Below are 26,712 nucleotides of genomic sequence, written 5' to 3' on the forward strand. Positions count from 1 at the left end.
CGGCGGTTCGCGCGCCGGCTCAGGCGCTGGCGCCGTCCGCAGCGCCAGCCTGCGCGTCCGGCAGGCGCCCGGCCAGCGCCAGGCACAGCCGTTCGTAGCGGCGATGCATGCGTTCGCGCCCGTACTCGCGCAGCGCGGTCTGCCGCGCCCGTGCGGCCAGCTGCGCGGCGCGCGCCGGATCGCGCAGCAGTGCCTCCAGCACGTCCGCCAGCGCCTGCGCATCGCCTTCCGGCACCAGATGGCCGTCCACTCCGTCGCGGATCACCTCGCGCACGCCCGGCACCGCGCTGCCGACCACCGCGCAGCCGGCGGCCATGCCTTCCAGCAGCGCCAGCGGCATGCCCTCGTAATGGGTGCTGAGCACGCACAGCTGGTGCGCCATGAGCCGCTGCGGCACGTCCTGCACCACGCCCGTGAACTGCACCTGCCCGGCGATGCCCAGCTGTGCCGCCAGCCGTTCCAGCGGTCGCCGGTGCAGGGCCTTGCCGCCGCCGACCAGCTGCACCGGCACGCGCAGCCCGCGCGCGGCCAGCTGCGCCACCGCGCGCAGCAGGGTGGCGTGGTCCTTCTGCTTGGAGAAGCGCGCCACCATCACGATGCCGGGCGTGCGCGCGGCATACGCATGCGCCTCGGCCTGGGCGAAGCGGCCGAGGTCGATGCCGTTGGGGATCGCCAGCGTCCGTTCCGCCGGCATGCCCAGCGCCAGCAGCGCCTGGCGCACGCCCTCCGAACAGCCGACGATGCGGTCGCTGCGGCGCGCCAGCCAGCGGGTCTGTGCCAGTCGCCAGCGGGTGTAGCGCTCGCGCGTGTTGTGTTCGACGTGCACCAGGTGCGGCACCTTCGCCAGCAGGCCGGCGTAGCGGCCCCACAGGTGTTCGGAATAGCCGTGCGCGATCAGCACGTCGGGGCGGAACGCGCGGCACAGCTTGACCAGCGCGAAGACCGTGGCCAGGTGCGACCAGCCCGGCACCAGCGCCAGCGGCACCCCGCGCGCCTGCAGCTGGGCGATCCGCGCCGACGGCGTGCGCCGCTTGCGCCGCAGCACCAGCAGAGGCTCGATCGCCGTGCCCGCGCGCGCCGCCTCGACCAGCTGGATCGCCACCTGGGTCGCGCCGCCGGAGAACCCGCCGGTGACGAAATGCAGCACGCGCAGCGGGGCGGTCATGCGTCGGGCGCTCCCGGCGGGCAGGCGTCGCCGCGCTGCCAGCGGCGCCAGAACAGCGGCCCGTACAGGCGGCTGAAATGGCGCCAGCGCGGCCACAGCCGGCGCGCCTCGTAGCGCAGCTTGGGCCAGGGGTTGCGACTGCGCGGCTTGTGGCCGCCGATGGTGGAAGCCACCGGCTCGGCGCTGACCGGCGCCGGATGCACCGACAGGATGCGCAGCCCGAACTCCCACGGGTGCTGCAGGTCGCAGTCGATCGGGCGCGCCGCTCCGGCAAAGGCCTCCACGAAGCGCTGTGCGCCTTCCCGCGTCCACACCGCGGCGGTGGTGGTGCTGGGCACGCTGGGGCCGTATTCGACCAGGCAGTGGCGGGTGGTCAGTGGCGCCAGCGGTATCCAGCGCCGGCGCGGATTGCATAGCTTGAGCACGTCCCAGCGACGCAGGGGGTTGGTCTCCCGGCGCCGGCGCTCCAGCGCGGCGGTCAGCGCCGGCAGGAAACCGTCCGCGAAGCAGGCGTCGTCTTCCAGCAGCAGCAGGAACGTCGCCGGCGTGGCGAGGAAGGCGCGCAGCGCTTGCACATGGCCGAGATAGCAGCCGACCTCGCCCGCGCGCAGCGGCTTGTAGTAGCGATTGCGGCGGGTCAGCGCCGCCAGCTGCTCCGGCGCCAGCCGTGCTCCGTCCACGCCTTCGGTGCGGGTGAACGCAATCCCCAGCGCGGACAGCCGCGTCTGCATCGCCGCCAGCCGCTGCGGCGCGCGCGCCAGGTTCAGCACCAGGCAGAGGCAGTCGGGTGGCAGCGTCATGGCGAGTCGGCGTCCTGCGCGCGCCGGCGGTCGCGCTGCTGCAGCCGCTGGTAGTTGGCGATACGCGTTGCGCGCGAAATGCGATCTCGCAGCCGCCGCCATGCCGGCAGCTGCACCTGGCGCACGCCGCTGGAGAAGTAGCGCGCTTCCACCAGCACGCGGCGATCGAGCCCGTACTTGGCCATCACCGCCTCTTCGTCCTGCAGCGCCGCCTTCATGCCGGTTTTCTTGTACAGCTCGCCGCCGCCGACCGGACGCGAGTGGTACACGGCGGTGGCGTCGATGATCGCGATCGCCTGCTCGCCGCGCGCGGCCAGCAGGCGCGGCCAGACCGAGTCCAGGCCCCAGCCGCTGGTGCTCTCGGTGAACGTGGGCAGGCAGGTGCGCAGCGCCGCGCGGTCGAAGACCGGCGCCATCACCTCGATGAAGCGGGTGTAGCGCAGGTGGAAGCGCGCATCCTGCAGCAGCAGCGGCCAGGTGTAGTAGGAGTCGCGGGTGAGCGCCGGCTGCGCCAGCGCCAGCCGGTAGGCCGCGGCGAAGTCGAACAGGCGGTTGATGGTGGCGGCATCGGTCACCAGGTCGTCGTCCGGCAGCCAGAAATACTCGTAGCGTTCGATCAGCTCCGGATGCGCCTGCAGCAGCTCGCCCAGCACCGGCCACTTCATGCCTTTACGGTCTTCGTGGTACTCGGCGTGGTCGGCGTAGCGGCCCGGCTGGTTGCCGAAGTAGCTGACGTAGAGGTCGAAGTGGCGGTCTGCGCCGCTCAGCCAGCCCGGGTGCACCGAGTTGTCGCCGGCGCGGACGATCACCAGATTGCGGCGGTGGCTCATGCCGTTTCCTCCTGTGGCTTGCCCAGCAGGCGGTTGCACAGCGCCAGCGCGGCGCCGACCACCTGGTCCATGTTGTAGTAGCGATACTGCGCCAGGCGCCCGACGAAGCTCACATCCGGCGTCTGCTCGGCCAATGCCTTGTAGCGCTGGTACAGCGCCTCGTTCTCCGGGCGCGGGATCGGGTAGAACGGGTCGCCTTCCGCGCTGGGATATTCGCGCACGATCGAGGTGCCGGGCGCGGTCTCGCCGGTCAGATGCTTGAACTCGGTGATGCGGGTGTAGGCGTGGTCGTTGGGGTAGTTCACGGTGCCGGTCGGCTGGAACCGCTCCACCTGCGGCAGGTGCTCGTGCTCGAAGCGCAGGCTGCGGTAGGGCAGCTTGCCGTAGCAGTGGTCGAAGAAGGCGTCGATCGGGCCGGTGTAGATGGTCTGCCTGCGCGGCGGCAGGGTGCGCGCGCGCACGTAGCTGACGCCGGTGCGCACCTCGATGCCGGGATGGCCCAGCATGCGCTCGAACATCCGCGTATAGCCCTCGGCCGGCATGAACTGGAAGCTGTCGGTGAAGTAGCGGTCGTCGTCGTTGGTGCGGGTGGGGATGCGCGCGGCCACGCCAGCGGAGAGCTCGGACAGATCCAGGCCCCACTGCTTGCGGGTATAGCCGCGGAAGAACTTCTCGCACAGGTCCTCGCCCACGCTGTTGAGCACCACGTCCTCGCTGGTCCTGGCGGGCGTGCGGTCGGTGCGGCGCGCGGCCAGGAACGCTTCCACCCCGGCCTCGTCCAGGTTCAGCCCATACAGGCGGTTGATGGTGGTGCGGTTGATCGGGATCGGATACAGCGCACCGTCCACGCAGGCCAGCACCCGGTGTTCGTAGAAGCGCCAGTGGGTGAAGCGCGAAAGGTATTCGAAGATGCGCTTGCCGTTGGTGTGGAAGATGTGCGGGCCGTAGGGGTGGATCAGCAGGCCGGCGGCATCGCGGGTGTCGAAGGCATTGCCGCCGATATGCGGGCGCGCGTCCACCACCAGCACCCGCCAGCCGGCGTCCGCCAGCTGACGCGCGCACACGCTGCCGGCAAAGCCGGCGCCCACCACCAGCGCATCGAAATCGCGCGCATCCAGGAGCGGAGTTTCGGTCATCGTTCGGAGTCCTTTGCCGGAGGAGAGGAAACGGGCCGCCTGCCGCAGGCGGCCGTGGCTTGGCCGTCCAGCAGCCACCAGCGGCGGCCATTGGCCAGGCCCATGTCGCGCGCCCGCGTGCGATCCACGCAGGCAGGCAGGCCGTCGCCCTGCTCGACCAGCAGCCAGCGTGCGGCGGGCGCGGCCTGCTGCCAGCGCACGCCGTCGGTGAACTGCGCCGCGGGCGGGCGCTTGAAGCCGAAGTCGACGGCCGGGCGGTCGGCCATCAGCAGCTGCTGCTCGCGCCAGCCGACCAGGCCGAGCTGCGCGCGCGCGCCGATCGCCGCGCCGACGTCGCGCATCAGCCCGCGCGAGGAGCTGCCGTCGTTGAGCAGCACCGTGCCGACCAGCGAATACAGCACCCACAGCGCGGTCAGCGTCGCCAGCAGCGCGTGCGCCGCGCGGCGGCGCCCAAACCACAGCAGCGCGCCCAAACCGAAGGCGCCGATCGCGCAGAACATCCAGGCCAGGCCGCTCGCGATGCCCGGATCGCGGCCGTCGAGGAACTGCCGTTCGAAGCCGGGATTCCCCAGCAGCATGGCCAGCCCGGCGCCCAGCGCGCCCAGCGAGAGCAGGGCGGTGAACGCCAGCAGCAGCCGCTGCGGGTTCGGCCTGCGCAGCAGCCCGGGCAGCAGCGGTGCCAGCGCCAGCGCCAGCATCGGCAGCGCCGGCAGGATGTACATGTCGCGCTTGCCGGACGGAATGCTGAAGAACACGAACACCAGCAGCACCCAGGCCAGCGGCAGCAGATAGCGCGCATCGCGCCGGCGCAGCCGCCGCCGCCACGCCGGGATCGCCCACGGCAGCGCCAGCACGGTCGGCAGCCAGGTGGTCAGCGCCACCTCGATGAAGTACCACCACGGCTGCCCGTGGTGCCAGGAATTGGCGTAGCGGGTGACGGTCTGGCGCAGCAGGATGTCGTCCACGTAGGCGCGGTAGGCGGCGCTGCCATCGCCCAGCGCGGCCACCAGCATCGGCACCAGCCACACCCCGCAGGCGACGAGGAAAGCCAGCGGCCCGAGCCAGAAGCGGCGATCGCGCGCGTGCATGCGCACTCCCGGCCAGCCGCGCAGCGCGGCGAGCGCAGCCGGCAGCAGCATCAGCAGCGCCAGCACGCCCACGCCCTTGGTGATGGTGCCAAGACCGGCCGCGGCCCAGCCCAGCGTCCACATCCGCCAGTCCGGCCCGCGCAGCAGGTGGCGCAGCAGGCCGTAGCAGGACAGGGTGATCCAGAACACCACCAGTGGGTCGATCTGCGCGCGCTTGGCCTGGAAGGTGAACTGGAAGGCCAGCAGGGTCGCATAGCCGGCCAACACGCCCACCCGCGGCGTCCACAGCCGGCGGCCGAGGTCGAGCACGCACCACAGGGTGCCCAGCGCGGCCAGCAGCGAGGGCAGCAGGAAGGCGATGCGCAGCTGGCCGGTCAGCCACAGCAGCGCGGCCTGGATCCACATGAACAGCGGCGGCTTGTCCGAATACAGCTCGCTGCCGCGGTGCGGGAACAGCCACTGGCCGCTGTCCAGCATCTGCCGCGCGGCGAGCGCGAAGCGCGGTTCGTCGGCCGGCCACGGGTCGCGCAGGCCGAGGCCGCTGGCCAGGATCAGCAGGGCCAGCAGCCAGAACAGCCAGAGGTCGCGGCGGGTGGAGGTCATGGCGCGGGGCATGCCGATAGTGTGGCGCAACTAGTGTGGTGCAACGGGCGTTCACCCTTTGCGTAAGCGGGCATAGAAAAAGCCGTCGCGGCCTTTTTCGCCGGGCAACTGCTGGCGGCCGTGCCCGGCGACGTGGCCCAGCTCGTCCGGCAATGCCTGCGGCTGCGCATCCGGCGTGCGCGCCAGGAAGCGGTCGATCTGCGCCGCATTCTCCGCGTGCAGGATCGAGCAGGTGGCATACACCAGCGTGCCGCCGGGCGCCAGCAGCGGCCACAGGGCATCGAGCAGCGTTGCTTGCATCTGCACGAGCGCCGCGATGTCGGCCTTACGCCGGTGCAACAGCACGTCGGGCTGGCGGCGCACGATGCCGGTGGCGCTGCACGGGGCGTCGATCAGGATGGCGTCGAAACGGGTGCCGTCCCACCAGGTGTCCGGGCGGGTGGCATCGGCGGCGCGCGCATCGAGGCCGTCCAGCCGCAATCGCGCGAAAGTGTCCTGCATCCGGCGCACGCGCCGCGCATCCACGTCCAGCGCGGTGATACGCAGCGATGGATCGCGCTCGGCCAGGTGCGCGGCCTTGCCGCCGGGCGCGGCGCAGGCATCCAGCACGCGCGCGCCGGGCGCGGGCGCCAGCACGTCGGCCACGGCCTGGGCGCTGGCGTCCTGCACCGATACGAGGCCAGCATCGAACCCGGGCAGCTGCTGTACCGGTACCCCGGCATCCAGTCGCAGCGCATCGGCGAGCGAGGGATCGGGCGCGGCGTCCAGTCCGGCCTGGCGCAGCAGCGCACGGTAGTCATCACGGTGGATCCAGCGCCGGTTGACCCGCAGCCACAGCGGCGGCGGCTCCAGGCTCGCGGCGAAGATGGCCGCGGCCTGCATCGGCCAGTCTGCGCGCACCTGCGCCGCCAGCCAGTCCGGCCACGCGGCCTCGGGCGCGGCGGCCGGGAGTGGCTCGCGGGTGACCCGGCGCAGCAGCGCGTTGACCATCCCGGCCTGGTGCGCGCGGCCCAGCGCGCGCGCGGCGTCCACCGTGGCCGCCAGCGCGGCGTGCGCGGGCAGGCCGAGGTCGAGTTGCGCGAAGCCGACCAGCAGCAGCGCGCGCAGCAGGCCGTCGCGCGGGCCCAGCGGACGCGCCATCCACGCATCCAGCGCCGCGTTGTAGCGCACGCGCTGGCGCAGCGCGGCCAGCACCATCGCTTCCACCAGCGCGCGGTCGCGCATGTCGGCGAGTTCCGGCAGGCTGGCGCCGAGGGCGGCTTTCAGCGAGCGCCCGCGGTGCAGCACCGCGTCGAGCGTGCATGCCGCGACGAGGCGGGCAGCCACCCCGGCGCTCATGCGCCGAGATCGCGGCGGGCGTTGAGGTAGTCCTGCGCGGACACCGGCCTGCCGCCCTCGCGCTGTAGGGTGAGGATGCGCAGTGCGCCCTGTCCGCAAGCGATGTCGATGCCGTCGCGACCGGCGCGCAGCAGTGTGCCCGGCGCGGCGGCATGCGCCGCATCCACGGCGATCGCGGCGTGCAGGCGCACGCGCTCGCCGGCCAGCTGCGCTTCCGCCACCGGCCACGGGTGGAACGCGCGCACCTTGTTGGCTAGCTGCGTGGCCGGCTGCGACCAGTCCAGCCGGGCCTCGGCCTTGTCCAGCTTGTGCGCGTAGGTGACCCCCGCCTCCGGCTGCGGCTGCGGTACCGGCAGCAGGCCGGCGCGCAGCAGGCCCAGGCCGTCGCCCAGTACCCGCGCGCCGAGCTCGGCCAGGCGGTCGTGCAGTTGGCCGGCGGTTTCCTGCGGGCCGATCTCGGTGGCCTGCGTCAGCAGCACCGGGCCGGTGTCCAGCCCCTCATCCATCTGCATCAGGCACACCCCGGTGCGGGTGTCGCCGGCTTCGATCGCGCGCTGGATCGGCGCCGCGCCGCGCCAGCGTGGCAGCAGCGAGGCATGCACGTTCCAGCAGCCGTGCACGGGGATGCTCAGCACCGATGGCGGCAGGATCAGCCCGTAGGCGACCACCACCATCAGGTCCGGCTGCAGCGCGCGCAGCGCCGCCTTTGCGGCGGCCGTACGCAGACTCTCCGGCTGGTATACCGGGATGCCGCGCTGCACGGCTTCCAGCTTCACTGGCGAGGGCGTGAGCCCGCGCCCGCGTCCGGCCGGGCGGTCGGGCTGGGTATAGACGGCGACCACTTCGCCGCGGGCGGCGGCCGCGCGCAGACAGGGCACGGCGAACTCCGGCGTGCCGGCGAAGACGATGCGCATCGGATCAGGCGACGTTGGCGCGCTTGGCCTTGAGCAGCTTCTTGCGCACCATCTCGCGCTTGAGCGGGCTCAGGTAGTCCACGAACAGCTTGCCGTCCAGGTGGTCCATCTCGTGCTGGATGCACACCGCCAGCACGCCGTCGGCCTCCAGCGTGAACGGCTGGCCGCGGCGGTCCAGCGCGTCCACCGTGATGGTATTGCTGCGGGTGACGTCGGCATAGATGCCCGGCACCGACAGGCAGCCCTCCTTGTACACCTGTTCGCCCTCGCGCGCGGTGATGCGCGGGTTGACGAACACCAGCGGCCGGCTGCGGTCGTCGGTCACGTCGATCACCATGAAGCGCTTGTGCACGTCCACCTGGCTGGCCGCCAGACCGATCCCGGGCGCGGCGTACATGGTTTCGAACATGTCGTCGATCAGGGTCTGGAACGCAGGCGTGGCCAGATCGGCCGGATCGACTTCCACCGCCTTGGTGCGCAGGCGCGGGTCGGGAAACTCGAGGATCGGAAGCAGGGCCATGGCAGGGGGTTCCGGGATTCGGCGGCCGCGCGGGGCCGTCACATTTCCGATTGTAGCGCGCCCAGCCTGCACCGCCGCTTGCCAGATGCGCCGGATTGTGGGCTATATTGAGCGGGCTTTCAGGGGGTTTCGCCATACGCTGCGGGGAGATAGCGAACATGTTTGAACGGGTTTCCAACCTGATGCGTGCCAGCGCACCGCGTGCGCGCGGCTTGCGGGTCGTGTTGGCGGCGGCGCTGCTGACCGTGGCCAGCTATGCCGCCGCCTTGGAGCTGCGTGGCGACCATCCCGACACCTACGTCGTCAAGCGGGGCGACACGCTGTGGGACATTTCGGCCCGCTTCCTCAAGAAGCCGTGGCTGTGGCCGGAGATCTGGCAGGCCAATCCGCAGATCAAGAACCCGCATCTGATCTACCCCGGGGATGTGATCAGCCTGGCCTATCTGGATCGCGTCACCGCCAAGGTGACGCCCGGGGAGCGTACTGCCCGCCCGATCGACGCGGTGCCGCTGGCCGAAGTGGAGCCGTTCCTGAAGGATCTGCGCATCGTCGACAGCCTCGACGGGTTGCCCTACGTGGTCGGCCTGGAGGACAACCGCCTGCGCGCCAGCCGTGGCCAGGTAGCGTACGTGCGCGGGCTGGAAGGCGCCGCGCCGGGCCAGCGCTATCTGGTGGTGCGCCCCGAGAAACGCTACCGCATGCTCGAGCGCGCCGGCCTGTGCTGCGACCTGTTCCAGACCCAGGACCTGGACGCCCGCGGCCAGCCGGGCCTGAGCCAGGACTCGCCGTGGACCGCGGCAGTCTTCCCGAGCAAGAACACCGAGTTCCTCGGCTACGAGCTGATGACCCAGACCGTGGGTACGGTGACCCGCATCGAAGTCGGCGGCATCCAGGCCACGACCCTGCTGCTCGACGCCGAAGGTCGCGACGTGCGGGTGGGCGATCGCCTGATTCCGGTCCAGGCGCAGCCCTATGACCTGCAGTTCTTCCCGCATCCGCCCAAGCAGCAGGCCGAGTACGGCCGTCTGACCGTGCTTTCGGTGGCCGACGCGGCGCGCTTTGGCGGCACCCGCGACGTGATCGCGATCTCCGGCGGCAGCCGTCAGGGCATCGACAACGGCACCGTATTCTCGATCTGGCGCCGCGGCGATTCGGTGGTGGACCGCGTGCGCGACGGTCTGGATCGCGATGAGTCGCTCACCCTGCACGAATCCAAGGTGCGCCTGCCCGACGAGTTCGCCGGGCACGCCATGGTGTTCCGCACCTTCGACAACGTCAGCTACGCGCTCGTCATGAGCAGCGTCAAGCCGACGCGTATCGGCTACGAGCTCAAGCATCCGGATGCGGCCTACTGAGCGCTCCGGCGTTTTCCGAGGCATCCATGCGACGGCGCCCGAGGGCGCCGTCGTCACATTTGGACGACGCTGTCGGCATGTCGCCGAGCGTCGAGACCGCCGAACACGAAGCCCTGCTGCGCCTGCTGCTGAGCGGCGCCCCCGCCGCCAGCCTGCGTCGCCTGCTGGACAGCCACGGCAGCGGGGTGGCCGCGCTGGCGGCCGGCACGCGCGACTGGGCCAGCCACGGCCTGGACGCGGCGGCCTGTCGCGCCCTGCGCAATCCTGATCCAGACGCGTTCGGGCGGGCGCTCGCCTGGCTCTCCGCCAGCCCTGCCCATTGCCTGCTGAGCTGGGCCCACCCGGACTACCCGCCGCTGCTGCGGCGGATCGCCACCCCGCCGCCGATGCTGTTCGTGGCCGGTGACCCGGCCCTGCTGTGGCAGCCCATGGTCGCCATCGTCGGCAGTCGTGCCGCGACGGCGGGCGGCAACGCCAATGCCGCGCTGTTTGCCACCGCGCTGGCACGCGCCGGGCTGTGCATCGGCAGCGGGCTGGCCACGGGTATCGATGCCGCGGCGCATGCGGCGACCCTGGAGGCCGGCGGCGCGACGGTCGCCGTGCTGGGCACCGGGCCTGACCTCGCCTATCCGCCCAGCAATGCCGGGTTGCTCGCGCGCATCGGCAAGGCCGGCGCGGTGATTTCCGAATATCCGCCCGGCACGCCGCCGCGACGTGCGCAGTTTCCCAGCCGCAACCGGATCCTGGCCGGGCTGGCGCTCGGCGTGGTCGTGGTGGAGGCGGCGGTGCGCTCCGGCGCGCTGATCACCGCGCGGCTGGCCGGCGAGGCCGGGCGTGAGGTGTTCGCCTTGCCCGGCTCCATTCACAATCCGATGGCACGCGGCTGCCACCGCCTGATCCGCGAGGGCGCGCAGCTGGTGGAGACGCCGGAGGACGTGCTGGAGACGCTGGCACCGATGGTGCGCGACCTGGCGTGCGCCCTGCGTGGCACCTTGGCCATCGAGAGCGGCATCGAAGGCGCGCTGACGCGCGCGCCGGGGGTGGATACCGAGGCTCCCGCGGCCGATGCCGCGCAGGTGCGCCTGTGGCGGGCGTTGGGCCACGATCCGGTTGACCTGGACACCCTGGCCGAGCGCACCGGATTGACGGTGGCCGAGCTGTCGCCCATGCTGCTGGCGATGGAGCTGGAGGGCCGCGTCGCGGCAGAATACGGGCGCTATACCCGGATCGCACGCTGACGGCATGGCCATGACCAGGCGAGGCGGGTGATCCAGCATCCCCGCGCGGCGGGGCGGAGCCTAATGAAAGAGACCATCCTCGATGTCCTGCTGTATCTGTTCGAGCACTACCTGGCCGGGGAAGACCTGGCGGTTTCGGACGTGCTGGCGGCGGCCGACACCCCGTTGATGGGCGAGCTGGCGAAGGCCGGTTTTTCGCCGGCGGAGATCGGCAAGGCATTCGACTGGCTGGATGCCCTGACCCGGCAGCGCCCGCTCGCGCGCCAGCCGCGAGGCGATGGCCCGGTGCGGATCTTCCATCCCGAGGAGCTGGCGCGGCTGGACGTGCAGGCGCGTGGCTTCCTGCTCACCCTGGAGCAGCATGGCGTGCTGAACGCCGACCAGCGCGAGCTGGTGCTGGACCGTGCGCTGGCGCTGGATCAGGACGAAGTGACGCGGGACGACCTCAAATGGGTGGTGCTGATGGTGCTGTTCGACCAGCCCGGCAGTGAGGCCGCCTATGCCTGGATGGAAACCCAGATCCTGGCCGACGATCCTGAGCCGCTGCATTGAGCGGCCCGCTGCGCCTGGCGCGCTTGACAGCGCCCCTGCCGGCGTGATTCCACTATAAAAAGCGCCCGGGGCATCCGCTCCGGGCGTCGGTTTCTGCGGACGCCCTTGCTCCGCGTGGTCCCTGCGCACCGGAACGCTTCATTCATGGCCAAGAACCTGCTCATCGTCGAATCGCCGGCCAAGGCCAAGACGATCAACAAATATCTGGGCAAGGATTTCACCGTCCTGGCCAGCTACGGCCATGTGCGCGATCTGGTGCCGAAGGAAGGCGCGGTCGATCCCGAGCGCGGTTTTGCGATGCGCTACGAGACGATCGAGAAGAATGAAAAGCACATCGATGCGATCGCCAGGGCCGCCAAGACGGCCGAACATCTGTATCTGGCCACCGACCCGGACCGCGAGGGCGAGGCGATCAGCTGGCACATCGCCGAAATCCTGAAGGAGCGCAACCTGCTCGAAGGCAAGACGCTGCAGCGGGTGGTGTTCACCGAGATCACACCGCGCGCGATCAAGGAGGCGCTGCAGCATCCGCGCACGATCGCTTCCAGTCTGGTGGATGCGCAGCAGGCGCGGCGCGCGCTCGATTACCTGGTCGGCTTCAACCTGTCGCCGGTGCTGTGGCGCAAGATCAAGGCGGGCCTCTCCGCCGGACGCGTGCAGTCGCCGGCGCTGCGCATGATCGTCGAGCGCGAAGAGGAGATCGAGGCATTCGTCCCGCGCGAATACTGGACGGTCGAGGCCGAGTGCGCGCATCCGGCGCAGCCGTTCACCGCCAAGCTGGTCAGGCTGGACGGACGCAAGTTCGAACAGTTCACCCTCACCGATGGCGCCAGCGCGGAGGCTGCGCGGCAGCGCATCCAGCAGGCCGCCGGCGGGCGCCTGCACGTCACCGACGTGGCCAGCAAGGAGCGCAAGCGTCGGCCGGCGCCGCCGTTCACCACCTCCACCCTGCAGCAGGAGGCGGCGCGCAAGCTCGGCTTCACCACCCGCAAGACCATGCAGGTGGCGCAGAAGCTGTACGAGGGCGTCGCCCTGGGTGAGGAGGGCACGGTCGGTTTGATTTCGTACATGCGAACGGATTCGGTCAATCTGTCGCAGGACGCGCTGGCCGAGATCCGCGACGTGATCGCACGCGATTTCGGCACCGATGCGCTGCCGGACAGGCCCAACCTGTACCAGACCAAGTCGAAGAACGCGCAGGAGGCGCACGAAGCGATTCGCCCGACCTCCGCCCTGCGCACGCCGGCGCAGGTGGCGCGCTTTCTGAGCGAAGACGAGCGCAGGCTGTACGAGCTGATCTGGAAGCGCACGATCGCCAGCCAGATGATTCCGGCCACGCTCAATACGGTGACGGTGGAGCTGGCGGCCGGCACGCAGCACGCTTTTCGCGCCAGCGGCACCACCGTGGTCGTGCCTGGCTTTCTTGCCGTGTATGAGGAGGGCAAGGACAACAAGGACGACGAGGACGAAGCCCGCAAGCTGCCGCTGATGAAGCCCGGCGAGGACGTGCCGCTGGAGCGCCTGCATGCCGACCAGCATTTCACCCAGCCGCCGCCGCGCTACACCGAGGCCTCGCTGGTGAAGGCGTTGGAGGAATATGGCATCGGCCGCCCGTCCACCTACGCCGCCATCATCCAGACCCTGCTGGGCAAGCAGTACGCCGTGCTCGAAGGCCGCGCCTTCAAGCCGACCGACATCGGCCGCGCGGTCAGCAAGTTCCTGTCCAGCCATTTTGGCAAGTACGTCGATTACGACTTCACCGCCAACCTCGAGGACGAGCTGGACGCCGTCAGCCGCGGCGAGGAGGACTGGATCCCGCTGATGGAGAAATTCTGGGGCCCGTTCAAGGCGCTGGTGGACGACAAGAAGGCCAGCCTCGACAAGGCCGATGCCGGCAGCGTGCGCGTGCTCGGCATTGATCCCGCCAGCGGCCGCCCGGTCAGCGCGCGGATCGGTAAGTTCGGCCCGCTGGTGCAGATCGGCACCGTCGAGGATGCGGAGAAGCCGCGCTTCGCATCGCTGCGGCCGGGCCAAAGCATCTACAGCATCAGTCTGGAGGAGGCGCTGAAGCTGTTCGAGATGCCGCGCCGGCTGGGCGTGGACGCCAATGGCGCGGAGGTGAGCGTGGGCATCGGCCGCTTTGGTCCGTTCGTCAAGCGCGGCAGCACCTATGCGTCGCTGAAGAAGGAGGACGACCCCTACACCATCGATCTGGCGCGCGCGCTGTTCCTGATCGAAGAGAAGGAAGCGATCGCGCGCAACCGTGTCATCAAGGAATGGCCGGATCACGGGGTGCAGGTGCTCAACGGCCGCTTCGGCCCCTACCTCAGCGACGGCAAGCGCAACGGCAAGATCCCCAAAGACCGCGATCCGGCCTCGCTCACCCTCGCCGAGGCCCTGCAGCTGCTGGAGGAAACCGGCAAGCCGGTGCGCAAGGCGCTTTCGGCGCAAAAGACGCCAGCGAAGAAAACGGCCGCGAAGAAAACCACTGCGAAGAAGGCGGCCGCCAAGAAGGCGGCGAGTGACGCGCCGGCGGTCAAGAAAGCCGCGACGAAAACGACCAAGGCCAAGAGCGCGGCGGCGAAAAAAGCAGCGAAGAAAAGCGCCGGCGTGAAGAGGGCGCCATCCCAGGCGCCATTCTGATGGCCATCACTTGAGCAGCAAAGGCGCCTTGCATGAGCCCGGGCAACCTCGCCCTGCGCTTCCTGCTGGAACTTGCGGCGCTGGCCGCGTTTTCGGTGTGGGGCCTGCGCGTGGGCACCACGATGGGCGCCTCGTTTGCGCTGGCCGTGTTCGCGCCGCTGGCTGCCGGCGCGCTGTGGGGTCTATGCGTCTCGCCCAGAGCGCGGTTGTCCTTGCCGATGCCGGCGCGCTTGGGGGTCGAACTGGGGCTGTTCGCGCTGGCCGTGCTGGCGCTGCTTCAAGCCGGCGCCTACGGCTGGGCGTGGACGCTGGCCGCAGCGGTCGCGCTGCACCAGGGCTGGCGCGCGCTGGAACGGCCATGGCGGGGATGAGATGAGGCGCGCCTGAAGCGCCTGAGCGCGGGGGTTTCGTCCCCCGTTGCGGCGCGCCAAGATAGCGGCATGCGCGTTGCCGCCGCCCTGCTCTTCTGCCTGCTGCCCGCCGTCGCCGGTGCGACACAGGCGCCCCCCGCGACCGCATCGCCGCCGGTCACCGTGTACCGATGTACCGATGCTGCCGGTAAGGTCAGCCTGCAAGACGCGCCCTGCCCGCGCGGGCAGCGCCAGCAGGAGCGCCTGATGCAGCGCCCGCAGGATGCGTCGCGCACGCTCGTGTCGCCGCCGCGCCGTTCTGATCCTGCGCCGCCGCCTCCGCCGCGCACGGTCTACCTGGCGCCGCCGCAGCCGCTGTACGAATGCGTCACGCCCGACGGTACCCGCTATACCAGCGACGATGGCCGCGGCAATCCGCGCTGGGTGCCGCTGTGGACGCTGGGCTACCGCCTGCCGCGGCCCGCCGCCGCGGGCGGGTCCGATCCCGCCGCGCCGGCTCCTTCCGACCCGGTCGGCGGTCACCATCACTGGCCATTTTTGGTCGGTGGCGGCGGCACTTGGGTGCGCGATGACTGCGTCATGCTGCCGCCGCAGGAGGCCTGCGCGCGTCTGCGCGATCGTCGCGCCGAGCTGCGCACCCGCTTCTTCAACGCGCAGGAAAAGGAGCGCGATGTCCTGCGTCGCGAAGAGCGCGCGCTCAACGCGCGCCTCGACAACGATTGCGGCGGGCACTGAAGGATGCGCCGGCTCGCCTGCCTGCTCTGGCTGTACACGCTGGCGGCGCCGGCGCTGGCGCAGGAAACCGTGTTCTACAAATGCACCGACGCCCAGGGCCGGGTGTCGATGCAGAACGGCACCCCGTGTGCGCCGGGGCTGCGCCAAGAGGTTCGCCGGGTAGGCGAGGTCAAGGCCATACCCGCAGCGCCGCCCAAGCCGGCTGCCTCCGCGCCGTCGCCGCCGCAGTATGGAGAGTTCATCCAGGTCGGCGGCCCGCCCACGCGCCGCGCTCCGGCGGCGGAGGCCGCCGCGCTGCCGGCGCCGCCGCCGCTGTATCAATGCCGGACCTGGGACGGCGCGACCTACTACGGCGAGGAGGCCAACCCGCCTGCGCGCTGCGCGCCGCTGCAGGTGGTCGGCATCGACGGCCGTCCGGGACAGGGCCTGGCCGCGGCCTGCGAGGTCAGGCACGACGCGTGCACCGAAGTGCCCGCCGATCAGCTATGCGCGGCCTGGTATCGACGGCTGGACGAAGCCGAGTTCAGGCTGCGCTATGCCGACGACGACAGCCGCCGTGCGCGCCAGACCGAGCTGAACGCGATCGCGGCCAAGGTCGAGGCCAGCCGCTGCGCCACCCGCGCGCCTGCGCCCTGATCGGCATTACCGCGACTTACTCGCGCAGGAAGCGCGCCATCGACACCCCGCCGCCAGGCGGTGGTATCCGGGTGCTGTCGAGCTCCGTCGCCACGTCCACGTAGCCGCGCATCAGCGCGATGTCGCGCGGGCTGCGGTTGAGGTTGTCGCGCAGGTCGGGGTTGGCGCCGGCGTCCAGCAGCGCGCGCGCCACCCGCTGCAGGCCATGCAGCGCGGCCAGGTGCAGCGGACCGTAGCCGCGGCTGTCGCGGTCGTCCAGGCGCACGTCTTCGTCCAGCAGGCGCTGCAGCGCGCCCAGCAGCACGTCCTCGTTGGCTGGGGTGCCGGGCTCGGCGCGCGCGCCCAGCAGCAGCAGCAGCGGGGTGAGCCCGGCGCGGGTGGCGGCGTGCGGGTCGGCACCGGCCAGCAGCAGCGTGTCCAGCAGCGCCATCAGGCGCGGGCGCTCGCGCGCGGTGAAGCCGTAGATCGCCGCGCAGTGCAGGGCGGACTGCCCCTGCGCATCCACCGCGTGCAGATCGGCCCCGGCTTGCAGCAGGCGCGCCACCACGTCGGGCAAACCGAGTGCGGCCGCCAGCATCAGCACGGTCACCGCGCCGGGCAGCCGCTGCTCCAGTCCTGCGTTTGCCTGCAGCAGCCGATCCACGATCTGCAGATGGCGCATGCTCACCGCCGCCGACAGCGGAGTGGCACCGGTGCTGGCGGCCAGCGCAGGGTCCGCGCCCTGCGCCAGCAGGAACTCCACCAGCGCGAGGTGGCCGCCGCCGGCGGCGCGCAGCAGGGCGGTGCAGCCTTGCGCGTCGGTGGCATTCACCGGCAGCCCCAGCGCGAGCAGCCGGCGTACCGCGTCGAGGTCGCCGACGATGGCCGCGGCGGGCAGGTCGGAGGGGTGCAGCGGCCGTCGCGGCAGGCGCCAGCTGCGCCAGTCCAGCCACTCGGCCAGATCCCGTCGGCCCATGGATAGCGCGATTCCCAGCGGGGTCTGGCCATCGGCTGCGCGGCGGCCGGGGTCGGCGCCGGCCAGTATCAGCGCCTTGACCAGATCGGCGCGGCCGAGCATGGCGGCGTGATGCAGGGCGGCCATGCCGCGCGGATCGCTCGCGTCCGGATCCAGACCGCGCGCCAGCAGCGCCTGCAGCAGGCGCGACCAGCCCAGGCGTGCGGCCAGCGCCAGCGGCGGAACCCCGCGGTCGCTGCCGGCAAAGGGATCGGCGCCGCGTTCCAGCAGCTCCAGCGCGAAAGTCTCGGCGTCCGCCGCTGCAGTCTCGCCCGCCCCAGGTTCGGCCAGGCAGGCGGCCAGAAAACGCGCCAGGCCGCCGGCACCGGCGGGAGACGCGCCGTAGGCGCACAGGCGGTGAATGCTGGCGATACCGGCCTGCCCGCGTGCCAGCAGCCGCATCGCGGGGGTGTCGCCGGATCCATCGCGCGTTTCCGGGTCCGCGCCGTGGCGCAGCAGCCAGTCCAGCCGCTGCGGATCCAGGATCAGCGCATCGTCCTGCAGCAGCAGGTCGAGATCGCGCGGCGTGATCAGCGCGGCGAGCGAGGCCAGGCGTGCGGCCGGGGCGCCGGCGAGCAGACACTCGCGCAGCAGCACCGGCGGCGGGCGCTCGATCTGGGCGGCATCGTCCAGCGATACCGGCAGCGGACGCTTGGGGTCGAGCGCGGCCACCAGCGCCCAGCGTCCGGCGGCGGTGGCCAGATCCAGTGCGCTGGCACCTTGGGCATCCGGCGCGTGCGGATCGACTCCCAGATCACGCAGGTCGCGCACCAGGTCCAGGCGCGGGGTTTCGCTGAGGCAGGCCAGGTGCAGGGCATTCGCGCCGGCGGCGTCCTGCGCGTGCACGCTGGCGCCCGCCGCGAGCAGCACTTCCAGTGCGTGCATGGCGCCATTGCGCACCGCCTCCAGCAGCGGCGTGCGGCCTTGGCCATCGCGCGCATCCACCTCCGCGCCAGCCTCCAGCAGCACCCGGCAGATCTCGGCGTGGTCGAGCGCGGCGGCCTCGTGCAGCGCGCTGCGCCCGCGCGCGTCGCGGGCGTCGACACGCGCCTTGTGGCGCAGCAGCAGCTGCACCCCGACCGGATCGTCGTCCTCGCCAGCGGCGGCGCACAGCAGCGCCGGCTGGCCGCCGGGCGGTTCCGGGCGCGCGCCGCGTTCCAGCAGAAACCGCGCCAGCCGCCAGTTACCGGCCAGGCAGGCGCTGCCCAGCGGGGAGATGCCCTCGTGGTTGCAGGCGTCCACCTCCGCGCCGGCGTCGCGCAGCAGCGCGGCCACCCCAGGGTCCACGCTGCGCGCGGCGTGGTGCAGCGGGGTATTGCCCTCGGCATCGGTCTGGCGCGGATCGGCGCCGTTCGCCAGCAGGGTCATGACCGCTTCCGGGCGGCCATGCCAGCTATCGCGGGTGGCTGCCAGCAGCGGGCTCATCCCGGCCTGCATCGCGTTCACGTCCACGCCGCGGGCGATCAGGGCGCGCAGCAGGCGCAGATCGGGCAACAGCGCCGCCAGTATCGTCAGGCTGCGACGGTCGCGGGCATCGGGCTCCGGGAGCGCGTGCGGATCGGCGCCCTGCTCCAGCAGCGCCAGCGCCTGTTCCACCCGCCCGTTGCGCGCGGCGGCATACAGCGCCCGATTGAGCGCCTCTGGATCAGGGGTGACGGCCGCCTGCGCGCCGTCCGCCATCGCCGCGACCGAGCTCGCGTGCGTTGGCGATGCTTCTGCGGCAGCAGGTGCCATCTCGACCACCGGCAGGCCGTGCAGGGTCTGCGGCGGCGCCGCGGTCTGGATCAGCAGATGCAGCAGCGGCATCAGCACGAGGCTGCCGCCCAGCAGCAGCCAGCGCGCCGCGCCGGCCAGCAGGCCGGGCCACGCCAGCAGCAGGCTGCTCGCCAGCAGCAGCGCCATCGGCAGCGCGACCCGCAGCAGCCCGCGCCAGGCATCGCGCGGCAGCGGCGTCTGGCGCCACGCGCGCAGCGGCCTGCCGCCGCCCTCGCGCGCCAGCCGGTGCAGGTCCGGCCAGTGCCACCACAGCCCGATCAGCAGCGCGCCGGTGCCGCCGGCCAGCAGCAGCGCATGGCCCAGGCTCGGCTGCGCCAGCAGCCAGCGCAGCGGTCCGCCCACCAGCACCGTGGCCGCCACTGCGGCCGCCAGCCAGCGCAGCAGCAGGCGTCCGGCATCGGCCAACAGCCCGGCGCGCGCGCGGGTGCCGCGCAGCAGGCTCAGGCCCAGCGCCATCGGGACCTGCGCCAGCAGCAGGCAGACCGCTGCCGGCGCCTCGCCCAGCGCGGCACTCGCGGCCAACGCCAGCCCGGTTGCGAGCAGCGCCGCGCCGTTGCGGGTCGCACGTTCAGGCATCGGTGCCCCAGTCGTCCAGCAGCGGATCCTGCACCCGGGGCGGCAGCTGCAGATGGAATCCGCAGCTGGCCAGGTTGCGGCGCACGACCTCGGGGTTCTCACGCGCCAGCCGGCGTTCCGGGGTCAGCGCTACTTCCAGCACGAAGCGCAGCTCGCCCAGCTGCGCGCGCACCGCTGCCGGCAGGCATGCGAAATCGTCGCGTGCGGCCAGGTACACGTAGGTGTCGGCCTTTTTCAGGCTCTTGTAGACGAAGGCAAGCATGGCAGCCCGGGGGATCGAATGGCGGCGTCGCGGCGATTGTGCGGGAAAGCGCGGCGCGGCGGAACCCGACGGGACTTTGGGCACAAGCAAGCCCGGCAATGACTGCTAACCTCGCAGCGGCTGACCTTTTTCGGAGTATCGCGATGCGCGCCCTCTCATGCCTGTTTGCTTGGTTGATCCTTGCCGCTTCGGCGCATGCGGCCGATCCGCCGCGGGTGACGCTCGAACAGGCGATGGCCGATCCCGACTGGATCGGCCCGCCGGTGGAGCTGGCCTGGTGGCGCTGGGATGGCAAGGCCGCCTACTTCCTGCAAAAGCGTTCCGGGTCGTCGATCCGCGACGTGTGGACGGTGGCCACGGAGGGCGCCGCATCGCCGCGCAAGCTGGAGGATGCCGCCCGCGCGGACATGGATGCTGGCAATCCGGTGCTGGCGCCCGACCGCACGCGCATGGCCTTCGTGCGCAACGGCGACGTATTCCTGCGCGACCTGCGCAGCGGCGCGTTGACCCAGCTCAGCCGCGGCCTGGGCGGCGCCTCGCGCCTGCAGTGGGGCAGCGCCGGCCTGGTGTGGCAGGCCGATGGCCGCTGGTACCGCTGGGACGGCGCGCTGATCACCCAGGCGGCGCAGGCGCGTGCCGAGGATGCCCCGGGCACGCCGCTGCCCGCGGATGCCCTGCGCGAGCAGCAGCTGCGCCTGATCGACACCCTGCGCCGCGACCGCGAAACGCGCGACGCCGCGCGCCTGCAGGCCGAGGCCTGGCAGCGCCAGGACCCGACGCGCGCGCCGGCGCCGGTGTACCTGGGCAAGGACGTGCAGATCGCCGATTCCGCGCTGTCGCCGGACGGGCGCTGGCTGCTGGTGGTCACCAGCCCCAAGGGCGCCGATGGCGGGCGTGCCGGCAAGATGCCGATGTACGTCACCGAATCCGGCTACGAGGAGTTCGAGGACGTGCGCACCCGGGTCGGCCGTAACCCGCCGGCGCCGCAGCGGCTGTGGCTGGCCGAGCTGGCCACCGGCACCCTGCGCGAGCTGGCGTTCGACCCGCTGCCCGGCCTGCGCGACGACCCGCTGGCCGACCTGCGCAAGGCGGCCGGCAAGCCGCCGCTGGACGGTCCGCGCCCGCTGCAGGTGGTCGAGATCCGCTGGCGCGGCGACGGTGGCAGCGCGGCGGTGATGCTGCGCGCGATCGACAATAAGGACCGCTGGATCGCCACCGTCGATCCCGCCGCCGGCCGCCTGCAGCCGCGCCACCGCCTGCACGATCCGGCCTGGATCAACTGGAGCTTCAACGAGTTCGGCTGGCTGCCGGACGAGCGCACGCTGTGGTACCTCAGCGAGGAAAGCGGCTACTCGCACCTGTATGTGCTCGACGGCGCGCGCCGCCGGCAGCTCACCGACGGCCGCTGGGAAACCTCGCAGGTGGCGGTATCGCCAGAGGGCGCGACCTTCTACTTCCTGTGCAACCGCACCGCGCCCGGCGATTACGAAGTGTGCGCGGTGCCCGCGCGCGGCGGCGACGTGCGCGAGCTGACCGCGCTGGACGGGGTGGAGGATTTCAGCCTGTCGCCGCGCGGCGACGCCCTGCTGGTGCGCTATTCCGGCGCCTACCTGCCGCCGCAGCTGGCGCAGGTGGCGGCCAGCGGCGGACAGGCGCGCATCCTCACCGATACCCGCAGCGCGGCTTACAAGGCGATCCACTGGATCCCGCCGAAGCTCGTGCAGGTGCCCAGCCAGCACGGCGCCGGCGTGATCTGGGGCAAGCTCTACGGGCCGGAGCGGCTGCAGCCCGACCGCAAGTACCCGATCGTGATGTTCGTGCACGGCGCCGGTTATTTGCAGAACGTCTCCGCGCGCTATCCCAACTATTTCCGCGAGCAGATGTTCCACAACCTGCTGGTGGACGAGGGCTATATCGTTCTCGACCTGGACTATCGCGGAAGCGAAGGCTACGGCCGCGACTGGCGCACCGCGATCTACCGTTGGATGGGCCAGCCGGAGCTGGAGGATTACCTCGACGGCCTCGACTGGCTGGTGGCCCACCAGCAGGGCGACCGCGACCGCGCTGGCATCTACGGCGGCAGCTACGGCGGCTTCATGACCTACGTGGCGATGTTCAAGGCGCCCGGCGTGTTCAAGGCCGGCGCCGCGCTGCGCCCGGTGGCCGACTGGAGCCAGTACAACCACGAATACACCAGCAACATCCTCAACACGCCCGAGCTCGATCCCGAGGCCTACAAGCGTTCCAGCCCGATCGAGTTCGCCGCCGGGCTCAAGGACCGCCTGCTGATCGCGCACGGCATGATCGACGACAACGTGTTCTTCCGTGATTCGGTGATGATGGCGCAGAAGCTGATCGAGCTGCGCAAGGCCGGCTGGGAGCTGGCGCCGTATCCGCTGGAGCGGCACGGCTTCGTGCACCCCGACAGCTGGTACGACGAGTACCGCCGCATCCACGCGCTGTTCCGGCAAACCCTGCAACCGTGACCGCGCCCCGCGCGGCGGGAGACGAAACGATGAGCGCCCTGTTCCAGCTGTCCGCGCCGTGGTGGGTGTTCGTGCTGCGCGCGCTGGTGGTGTACGTGCTGGTGATGGTGTTGATGCGGCTGTCGGGCAAGCGCTCGGTCGGCCAGTTCACCCCGTTCGACCTGGTGTTGCTGGTGCTGCTCGGCAACTCGGTGCAGAACGGCATCAACGGCGGCGACAACTCGCTGACCGGCGCCGCGATCATGGCGAGCACCCTGATCGCGGTGAACTCCCTGGTCGCGCTGGCGACCGCCCGCAGCCGCCTGGCTGAACACCTGCTGGAAACCAACGGCCACATCACCATTCTCAGAAACACTCCACAGGCCACGGACGACCGAAAACACAGCGGCCCGGGATGTGCCGGGCCGCTGGAGAGGAGCGAGTGACGCCGCGCAGGCTCAGGCCGCAAACAGCGCCTTCATTTTCTTCAGCGCATTGGCCTCGATCTGGCGGATGCGCTCGGCGGAGACGCCGTATTCGTCGGCCAGCTCCTGCAGCGTCACCTTGCTGTCCGGATCCAGCCAGCGGCGCTGGATGATGTCGCGCGCGCGGGCGTCCAGCTTGGAGAGGCCCTCGCGCAGCACCTCGAGCTGGTCGGCCTCGCTGTCGGCAGATTCGTAGACCAGCGCGGGGTCGGCATCCTGCGCGACCAGGTAGTTCGCCGGGGCCGGCGGCGCGTGCTCGTCGTCGGCATCCTCGGGAGCCTCGAAGCCGATGTCGTGGCCAGACAGGCGCGACTCCATTTCCAGCACCTCGCGCTCGGACACGTTCAGATCGCGAGCCACGGCGCTGACTTCCTCGGCATTGAGCCAGCCCAGGCGCGTCTTGCTCTTGCGCAGGTTGAAGAACAGCTTGCGCTGCGCCTTGGTGGTGGCGATCTTGACGATCCGCCAGTTGCGGATGATGAAGTCGTGCATCTCGGCGCGGATCCAGTGCACCGCGAAGCTGACCAGGCGCACGCCGACCGCCGGGTCGAAGCGCTTGACCGCCTTCATCAGGCCGATGTTGCCCTCCTGGATCAAATCGCCCAGCGGCAGGCCGTAGCCGGAATAGCCGCGCGCCACGTGCACCACGAAGCGCAGGTGCGACAGGATCAGCTCCTGCGCGGCCGCGAGGTCGTTGTGTTCACGCAAGCGGCGCGCCAGCCGCTGTTCCTCGTCGGCGGAGAGCATGGGAATCTGGTTCACGGCGCTGATGTACGCCTCCAGCGATCCCATGGCGCTTGGGATCGGCAGGTTGTGAGCGACGAGCGCAGTGGATGTCATGGCAAGGTTCCCCTTTATCAGTGCTGCAATCCTAGCAGTCGCTCGCTTCGACTGCTAAGCCTGCTGGAAGTTCCTGAATGTTCCGAAGGTGAAACGATTGCCGTTCAAGATGGATTAATGTGACGAAAACATGATCAAAATGCGGCCGTAACCCCGGATTTCAAGCCCTGCGCCGGCGGCAGCGACCAGTCGATCGGGGTCTGGCCGGTACGCGCCAGGTACTGGTTGGCGGCGGAGAAATGCCCGCAGCCGAGAAAGCCGCGGTGGGCCGACAGCGGCGAAGGATGCGGCGCCTTCAGCACCCGGTGCCGGCGCGGATCGATCACCGCGCCCTTCTTCTGCGCGTAGCTGCCCCAAAGCAGGAAGACCAGATGCTCGCGCTCGCGGTTGAGCACGTCCACCACATGGTCGGTGAAGCCTTCCCAGCCCTTGCCCTGGTGCGAGCCGGGACGGCCGGCCTCGACCGTCAGCACGCTGTTGAGCAGCAGCACCCCGCGGCGCGCCCACGGCAGCAGGCAGCCGTGGTCGGGGCGGGCGAAGCCGGTGTCGCGCGCCAGCTCTTTGTAGATGTTGTCCAGCGAGGGCGGCACCGGCACGCCCGGGCGCACCGAGAAGCACAGCCCGTGCGCCTGGCCGGGCCCGTGGTACGGGTCCTGGCCGAGGATCACCACCTTCACCGCATCGAACGGAGTGGCGTCGAACGCGGCGAAGATCTCGCCGCCGGGCGGGTAGATGGTGGCGCCGGCGGCCTTGCGCTGGCGCAGGAACGCGGACAGTGCGCGCATCTCCTCGCGTGCGAACCAGTCGCCCACGCGGGCCTTCCAGCTCGGTTCCAGGCGGACCTCGGGTGCGGCAGGGGCGTCCATCGCGGTCAGATCACGCCGCGCTTCTTCTCAAGCAGCAGGTAGCCCACGCCGACCGCCGCGCCGATGCCCAGCGCCGCCGGCCAGCCCAGCGGGCTCAGCCATTTCACCAGCCCGGCCGCGATCAGCCCGAGAATGACGAACTGCGAATAGCGCCAGCGGCTTTCGCGGAAGCTCTTCAGCGACGGCGGTGTGGTCATGGATCAGACCTTGTAGCCGGTGTGGATGGCGACGATCCCGGCGCTCAGGTTGCGGTAGCTGCAGCGGGACAGCCCCGCCGCCTCCATCATCGCCTTGAGCGCCTCCTGCGGCGGGTGCCGGCGGATCGACTCGGCCAGGTAGCGGTAGCTATCGGCGTCGTTGGCCAGCAGCCGGCCCAGGCGCGGCAGCACCTGGAACGAGTGGAAGTCGTACAGCGGCCGGAACCACTCGGCCTTCACTTCCGAGAACTCCAGCACCCGCGCCTGCCCGCCGGGTTTCAGCACCCGCGCGATCTCGCGCAGAGCGGCGTCCTTGTCGGTGACGTTGCGCAGGCCGAAGGCCATCGTGACCAGGTCGAAACTGGCGTCGGGGAAGGGCAGGCGCTCGGCGTTGCACTGCACGTACTCCAAGCCGCGCACCAGGCCGCGGTCGGTCAGACGGTCGCGGCCCACGCGCAGCATGTCGCCGTTGATGTCGCCGAGCACGATGGTGCCGCCCTCGCCCACGCGGTCCTTCAGCAGCGCGGCGATGTCGCCGGTGCCACCGGCCAGGTCCAGCACGTGATCACCGCGGCGGACCTGCGCGGTGGCGACGAAGAAGCGCTTCCAGACCCGGTGGATGCCCAGGCTCATGGCATCGTTCATCAGGTCGTACTTGCGCGCGACCGACGAGAACACCTCGCCGACCAGTTTCTGCTTTTCCGTCACCGGCACTTCGCGGAAGCCGAAGTGGGTGGTGCCGGTCTTGCCTGCCGATTCGTCCATGCCGCGATTATCGCATCGCGATGCTGCGCAACACGACCCAGCAAAAAGCCCGCCGGGTGGCGGGCTTTGCGGTGAACTGCCGAACGCAGGCTTACTTGATCTTGCCTTCCTTGTAGATCACGTGCTTGCGAACGACGGGATCGAACTTCTTGATCTCCATCTTGTTCGGCGTGTTCTTCTTGTTTTTGTCGGTGGTGTAGAAGTGGCCGGTGCCGGCCGAGGAGATCAGGCGGATCTTGTCGCGCTTGGAAGCCATGATGTGATCCTCCCTTAGACCTTCAGACCCTGCTTGCGCAGGTCGGCGAGCACGGCGTCGATGCCGTTCTTGTCGATGGTGCGCAGCGCGGCGGTGGAAACACGGAGCTTGACCCAACGATTTTCCGAGGCGACCCAGAAGCGGCGCTCGTGGAGGTTGGGCTGGAAGCGACGACGCGTCTTGCGGTTGGAGTGCGAGACGTTATTGCCGGTCGTCGTGCGCTTGCCGGTGACTTGGCAGACTTTGGACATTGGGCACCTTCGGTATGGCGTTGGGGCCTCCCATGGCCCGGGAGGCGACGGCCCCGGCGAACACGCAGCCGGGAGGTCGCTGCAACACGCAGCGAGCCGCGCATTATGCCGGCCGCGCAAATCCGTCGCAACCTGTCCTAGGGAAGGTCTGAACAACGCCATCCAGGCGTTGTCAGCCCACGCCGAGTCCGGTACAGGCCCGGACTCGGCTCACACGCATCAATCACTTGCGTGATTGATGCGTGGCCGGCCCTCCATGGCCGGCAGGAACCTCTGGGTTGATCAGAGGTTCCCTAGCGGATGGGCGGGCTGACGGACGGGCGTGGCCAGGCCAGCACGATCGCCAGCAGCGCCAGGTGGATGGCCGCCGAGAGCAGGCGGTTGCCGGTCACCTCCAGCACCGCGCCAGGCCAGGCTTGGGACAGCAGGGCGTTGCCGAGATTCCAGCCCCAGTGCAGGCCGACCGCGGCCCACAGCGAGCCGAAGCGCCAGGCGGCCGCCGCATAGGCCAGCCCGAGACAGAACAGCCGCAGCTGCTCGCTCAGGCCCCAATCGAAGCGCCAGACGTGGTTGAGGGTGTACAGCAGCGCCGAGCCGAGCACGTAGCCCCAGGGCCCCAGCGGACGCGGAGTGAGGCGCAGCAGGACGCCGCGGGTGAGGATGTCCTCGGCCAGCGAGGGCACGAAGGTGCTGACCACCGCGAGCGCGACCGCCGGCGCCGTCAGCGCCAGCATCGGGGTGAAGCGCTCCAGGCCCAGCCCCAGCGCCAGCGCCTCGCCGGCCAGCTTCGCCAGCAGCGCGAGCAGGAGCATCGCCAGCAGCAGGCGGGCACCCTGGGGGCCGTGCAGGCCGAACGCGCGGTAGCCGCTGCCGTCGATCCAGCGCCCCACCGGCCAGGCCAGCAGCAGCGCGGCCAGCATCAACGCCGGCCCCAGCGGGTTGCCGGGCGCGATCACGGTCTGCAGGCCTTCCGAGGCCTGGTACACGACGAACAGCAGCAGGAAGCCGGCCAGCAGCCGGGCGTGTGCGCGCATGTGGGAACCTTGTCGAACGTC

General features: G+C 70.8%; 26 protein-coding genes. 9 read left to right on the forward strand and 17 right to left on the reverse strand.

What is annotated here, in order from left to right; all coding sequences use genetic code 11:
* Positions 1–19: 19 nt before the first annotated feature.
* From ML342_RS04375 to def, 8 genes are read right to left on the reverse strand one after another with little or no spacing between them, the layout of a single operon-like run.
* A complete protein-coding gene (locus ML342_RS04375) occupies positions 20–1,165 on the reverse strand; it encodes a glycosyltransferase (RefSeq protein ID WP_240125708.1) in 1,146 nt (381 codons plus the stop codon).
* Positions 1,162–1,965, reverse strand: coding sequence for a glycosyltransferase family 25 protein (locus ML342_RS04380; RefSeq protein ID WP_240125709.1), 804 nt, complete (start codon positions 1,963–1,965; stop codon positions 1,162–1,164). Before ML342_RS04380 ends, ML342_RS04375 begins: the two co-directional genes overlap by 4 nt.
* Positions 1,962–2,795: a DUF707 domain-containing protein gene (locus ML342_RS04385; RefSeq protein ID WP_240125710.1), complete on the reverse strand. Its 834-nt coding sequence runs from the start codon at positions 2,793–2,795 to the stop codon at positions 1,962–1,964. The genes ML342_RS04380 and ML342_RS04385 overlap by 4 nt, the downstream gene beginning before the upstream one ends.
* Positions 2,792–3,931: a UDP-galactopyranose mutase gene (gene glf, locus ML342_RS04390; RefSeq protein WP_240125711.1), complete on the reverse strand. Its 1,140-nt coding sequence runs from the start codon at positions 3,929–3,931 to the stop codon at positions 2,792–2,794. Before glf ends, ML342_RS04385 begins: the two co-directional genes overlap by 4 nt.
* Positions 3,928–5,634, reverse strand: coding sequence for a glycosyltransferase family 39 protein (locus tag ML342_RS04395; RefSeq protein WP_439655144.1), 1,707 nt, complete (start codon positions 5,632–5,634; stop codon positions 3,928–3,930). The genes glf and ML342_RS04395 overlap by 4 nt, the downstream gene beginning before the upstream one ends.
* Positions 5,635–5,673: 39 nt before the next feature.
* Positions 5,674–6,960, reverse strand: a complete 1,287-nt coding sequence (gene rsmB, locus ML342_RS04400; protein ID WP_240125712.1) for a 16S rRNA (cytosine(967)-C(5))-methyltransferase RsmB — start codon at positions 6,958–6,960, stop codon at positions 5,674–5,676.
* Positions 6,957–7,874 carry a methionyl-tRNA formyltransferase gene (gene fmt, locus ML342_RS04405; RefSeq protein ID WP_240125713.1) on the reverse strand — a complete coding sequence of 306 codons (918 nt, stop codon included), beginning with the start codon at positions 7,872–7,874 and terminating at the stop codon, positions 6,957–6,959. The genes rsmB and fmt overlap by 4 nt, the downstream gene beginning before the upstream one ends.
* A gap of 4 nt (positions 7,875–7,878) precedes the next feature.
* Complete coding sequence (def, locus tag ML342_RS04410) at positions 7,879–8,394, reverse strand: peptide deformylase (RefSeq protein WP_240125714.1); 516 nt, start codon at positions 8,392–8,394, stop codon at positions 7,879–7,881.
* A gap of 158 nt (positions 8,395–8,552) precedes the next feature.
* Here def and ML342_RS04415 point away from each other — a divergent pair, with 158 nt between their 5' ends.
* The 7 genes from ML342_RS04415 to ML342_RS04445 all read left to right on the forward strand — a co-directional run bounded on the left by ML342_RS04415 (position 8,553) and on the right by ML342_RS04445 (position 15,924).
* The gene (locus ML342_RS04415) at positions 8,553–9,749 is read left to right on the forward strand and encodes a LysM peptidoglycan-binding domain-containing protein (RefSeq protein ID WP_240125715.1); all 1,197 of its coding nucleotides are present in this window, start codon (positions 8,553–8,555) and stop codon (positions 9,747–9,749) included.
* Between the two features lie 77 nt (positions 9,750–9,826).
* Positions 9,827–10,987 carry a DNA-processing protein DprA gene (gene dprA, locus ML342_RS04420; protein ID WP_240125716.1) on the forward strand — a complete coding sequence of 387 codons (1,161 nt, stop codon included), beginning with the start codon at positions 9,827–9,829 and terminating at the stop codon, positions 10,985–10,987.
* 63 nt (positions 10,988–11,050) lie between these two features.
* The gene (locus ML342_RS04425; RefSeq protein ID WP_240125717.1) at positions 11,051–11,539 is read left to right on the forward strand and encodes a DUF494 family protein; all 489 of its coding nucleotides are present in this window, start codon (positions 11,051–11,053) and stop codon (positions 11,537–11,539) included.
* 144 nt (positions 11,540–11,683) lie between these two features.
* Positions 11,684–14,182, forward strand: coding sequence for a DNA topoisomerase I (locus tag ML342_RS04430; RefSeq protein ID WP_240125718.1), 2,499 nt, complete (start codon positions 11,684–11,686; stop codon positions 14,180–14,182).
* A gap of 32 nt (positions 14,183–14,214) precedes the next feature.
* Entirely contained in the window at positions 14,215–14,553 is a 339-nt protein-coding gene (locus tag ML342_RS04435; RefSeq protein WP_240125719.1) for a YrdB family protein, read from the forward strand.
* Between the two features lie 69 nt (positions 14,554–14,622).
* Positions 14,623–15,288, forward strand: a complete 666-nt coding sequence (locus ML342_RS04440; RefSeq protein ID WP_240125720.1) for a DUF4124 domain-containing protein — start codon at positions 14,623–14,625, stop codon at positions 15,286–15,288.
* A 3-nt stretch (positions 15,289–15,291) separates the two neighbouring features.
* Positions 15,292–15,924: a DUF4124 domain-containing protein gene (locus ML342_RS04445; RefSeq protein ID WP_240125721.1), complete on the forward strand. Its 633-nt coding sequence runs from the start codon at positions 15,292–15,294 to the stop codon at positions 15,922–15,924.
* Positions 15,925–15,940: 16 nt separating this feature from the next.
* Here the strand turns inward: ML342_RS04445 and ML342_RS04450 are convergent, their stop codons facing one another.
* Entirely contained in the window at positions 15,941–19,270 is a 3,330-nt protein-coding gene (locus tag ML342_RS04450; protein WP_240125722.1) for an ankyrin repeat domain-containing protein, read from the reverse strand.
* On the reverse strand, positions 19,263–19,532 hold the full coding sequence (locus ML342_RS04455; protein WP_240125723.1) for a YcgL domain-containing protein: 270 nt from the start codon (positions 19,530–19,532) through the stop codon (positions 19,263–19,265). The genes ML342_RS04450 and ML342_RS04455 overlap by 8 nt, the downstream gene beginning before the upstream one ends.
* A gap of 143 nt (positions 19,533–19,675) precedes the next feature.
* Between ML342_RS04455 and ML342_RS04460 the strand changes: the two genes are divergently transcribed.
* A complete protein-coding gene (locus tag ML342_RS04460; protein WP_240125724.1) occupies positions 19,676–22,018 on the forward strand; it encodes a prolyl oligopeptidase family serine peptidase in 2,343 nt (780 codons plus the stop codon).
* Positions 22,019–22,047: 29 nt separating this feature from the next.
* Positions 22,048–22,443 (forward strand): DUF421 domain-containing protein, encoded by a 396-nt coding sequence (locus ML342_RS04465; RefSeq protein WP_240125725.1) that lies wholly within the window; start codon positions 22,048–22,050, stop codon positions 22,441–22,443.
* Between the two features lie 12 nt (positions 22,444–22,455).
* Here the strand turns inward: ML342_RS04465 and rpoH are convergent, their stop codons facing one another.
* The 7 genes from rpoH to ML342_RS04500 all read right to left on the reverse strand — a co-directional run bounded on the left by rpoH (position 22,456) and on the right by ML342_RS04500 (position 26,691).
* Positions 22,456–23,322 carry an RNA polymerase sigma factor RpoH gene (rpoH, locus tag ML342_RS04470; RefSeq protein WP_240125726.1) on the reverse strand — a complete coding sequence of 289 codons (867 nt, stop codon included), beginning with the start codon at positions 23,320–23,322 and terminating at the stop codon, positions 22,456–22,458.
* A gap of 134 nt (positions 23,323–23,456) precedes the next feature.
* Positions 23,457–24,188, reverse strand: coding sequence for a uracil-DNA glycosylase (gene ung, locus ML342_RS04475; RefSeq protein WP_240125727.1), 732 nt, complete (start codon positions 24,186–24,188; stop codon positions 23,457–23,459).
* Positions 24,189–24,193: 5 nt separating this feature from the next.
* Positions 24,194–24,385: a hypothetical protein gene (locus tag ML342_RS04480; protein ID WP_240125728.1), complete on the reverse strand. Its 192-nt coding sequence runs from the start codon at positions 24,383–24,385 to the stop codon at positions 24,194–24,196.
* A 3-nt stretch (positions 24,386–24,388) separates the two neighbouring features.
* Positions 24,389–25,150, reverse strand: a complete 762-nt coding sequence (gene ubiE / locus ML342_RS04485) for a bifunctional demethylmenaquinone methyltransferase/2-methoxy-6-polyprenyl-1,4-benzoquinol methylase UbiE (RefSeq protein ID WP_240125729.1) — start codon at positions 25,148–25,150, stop codon at positions 24,389–24,391.
* A gap of 91 nt (positions 25,151–25,241) precedes the next feature.
* Positions 25,242–25,409: a 50S ribosomal protein L33 gene (rpmG, locus tag ML342_RS04490; RefSeq protein ID WP_439655156.1), complete on the reverse strand. Its 168-nt coding sequence runs from the start codon at positions 25,407–25,409 to the stop codon at positions 25,242–25,244.
* Positions 25,410–25,420: 11 nt separating this feature from the next.
* Positions 25,421–25,657 carry a 50S ribosomal protein L28 gene (rpmB, locus tag ML342_RS04495; RefSeq protein WP_072755037.1) on the reverse strand — a complete coding sequence of 79 codons (237 nt, stop codon included), beginning with the start codon at positions 25,655–25,657 and terminating at the stop codon, positions 25,421–25,423.
* 293 nt (positions 25,658–25,950) lie between these two features.
* On the reverse strand, positions 25,951–26,691 hold the full coding sequence (locus tag ML342_RS04500) for a CPBP family intramembrane glutamic endopeptidase (protein ID WP_240125730.1): 741 nt from the start codon (positions 26,689–26,691) through the stop codon (positions 25,951–25,953).
* Positions 26,692–26,712: the final 21 nt, after the last annotated feature.

Origin of the sequence: Thermomonas alba (assembly GCF_022419205.1) — a bacterium.
GTDB lineage: Bacteria > Pseudomonadota > Gammaproteobacteria > Xanthomonadales > Xanthomonadaceae > Thermomonas > Thermomonas alba.

Excerpts from the sequence above, each read along its gene's own strand:
- ML342_RS04375 (WP_240125708.1), bottom strand. The coding sequence starts at position 1,165 with ATGACCGCCCCGCTGCGCGTGCTGCATTTCGTCACCGGCGGGTTCTCC.
- ML342_RS04380 (WP_240125709.1), bottom strand. The coding sequence starts at position 1,965 with ATGACGCTGCCACCCGACTGCCTCTGCCTGGTGCTGAACCTGGCGCGC.
- ML342_RS04385 (WP_240125710.1), bottom strand. The coding sequence starts at position 2,795 with ATGAGCCACCGCCGCAATCTGGTGATCGTCCGCGCCGGCGACAACTCG.
- glf (WP_240125711.1), bottom strand. The coding sequence starts at position 3,931 with ATGACCGAAACTCCGCTCCTGGATGCGCGCGATTTCGATGCGCTGGTG.
- ML342_RS04395 (WP_439655144.1), bottom strand. The coding sequence starts at position 5,634 with ATGCCCCGCGCCATGACCTCCACCCGCCGCGACCTCTGGCTGTTCTGG.
- rsmB (WP_240125712.1), bottom strand. The coding sequence starts at position 6,960 with ATGAGCGCCGGGGTGGCTGCCCGCCTCGTCGCGGCATGCACGCTCGAC.
- fmt (WP_240125713.1), bottom strand. The coding sequence starts at position 7,874 with ATGCGCATCGTCTTCGCCGGCACGCCGGAGTTCGCCGTGCCCTGTCTG.
- def (WP_240125714.1), bottom strand. The coding sequence starts at position 8,394 with ATGGCCCTGCTTCCGATCCTCGAGTTTCCCGACCCGCGCCTGCGCACC.
- ML342_RS04415 (WP_240125715.1), top strand. The coding sequence starts at position 8,553 with ATGTTTGAACGGGTTTCCAACCTGATGCGTGCCAGCGCACCGCGTGCG.
- dprA (WP_240125716.1), top strand. The coding sequence starts at position 9,827 with ATGTCGCCGAGCGTCGAGACCGCCGAACACGAAGCCCTGCTGCGCCTG.
- ML342_RS04425 (WP_240125717.1), top strand. The coding sequence starts at position 11,051 with ATGAAAGAGACCATCCTCGATGTCCTGCTGTATCTGTTCGAGCACTAC.
- ML342_RS04430 (WP_240125718.1), top strand. The coding sequence starts at position 11,684 with ATGGCCAAGAACCTGCTCATCGTCGAATCGCCGGCCAAGGCCAAGACG.
- ML342_RS04435 (WP_240125719.1), top strand. The coding sequence starts at position 14,215 with ATGAGCCCGGGCAACCTCGCCCTGCGCTTCCTGCTGGAACTTGCGGCG.
- ML342_RS04440 (WP_240125720.1), top strand. The coding sequence starts at position 14,623 with ATGCGCGTTGCCGCCGCCCTGCTCTTCTGCCTGCTGCCCGCCGTCGCC.
- ML342_RS04445 (WP_240125721.1), top strand. The coding sequence starts at position 15,292 with ATGCGCCGGCTCGCCTGCCTGCTCTGGCTGTACACGCTGGCGGCGCCG.
- ML342_RS04450 (WP_240125722.1), bottom strand. The coding sequence starts at position 19,270 with ATGCCTGAACGTGCGACCCGCAACGGCGCGGCGCTGCTCGCAACCGGG.
- ML342_RS04455 (WP_240125723.1), bottom strand. The coding sequence starts at position 19,532 with ATGCTTGCCTTCGTCTACAAGAGCCTGAAAAAGGCCGACACCTACGTG.
- ML342_RS04460 (WP_240125724.1), top strand. The coding sequence starts at position 19,676 with ATGCGCGCCCTCTCATGCCTGTTTGCTTGGTTGATCCTTGCCGCTTCG.
- ML342_RS04465 (WP_240125725.1), top strand. The coding sequence starts at position 22,048 with ATGAGCGCCCTGTTCCAGCTGTCCGCGCCGTGGTGGGTGTTCGTGCTG.
- rpoH (WP_240125726.1), bottom strand. The coding sequence starts at position 23,322 with ATGACATCCACTGCGCTCGTCGCTCACAACCTGCCGATCCCAAGCGCC.
- ung (WP_240125727.1), bottom strand. The coding sequence starts at position 24,188 with ATGGACGCCCCTGCCGCACCCGAGGTCCGCCTGGAACCGAGCTGGAAG.
- ML342_RS04480 (WP_240125728.1), bottom strand. The coding sequence starts at position 24,385 with ATGACCACACCGCCGTCGCTGAAGAGCTTCCGCGAAAGCCGCTGGCGC.
- ubiE (WP_240125729.1), bottom strand. The coding sequence starts at position 25,150 with ATGGACGAATCGGCAGGCAAGACCGGCACCACCCACTTCGGCTTCCGC.
- rpmB (WP_072755037.1), bottom strand. The coding sequence starts at position 25,657 with ATGTCCAAAGTCTGCCAAGTCACCGGCAAGCGCACGACGACCGGCAAT.
- ML342_RS04500 (WP_240125730.1), bottom strand. The coding sequence starts at position 26,691 with ATGCGCGCACACGCCCGGCTGCTGGCCGGCTTCCTGCTGCTGTTCGTC.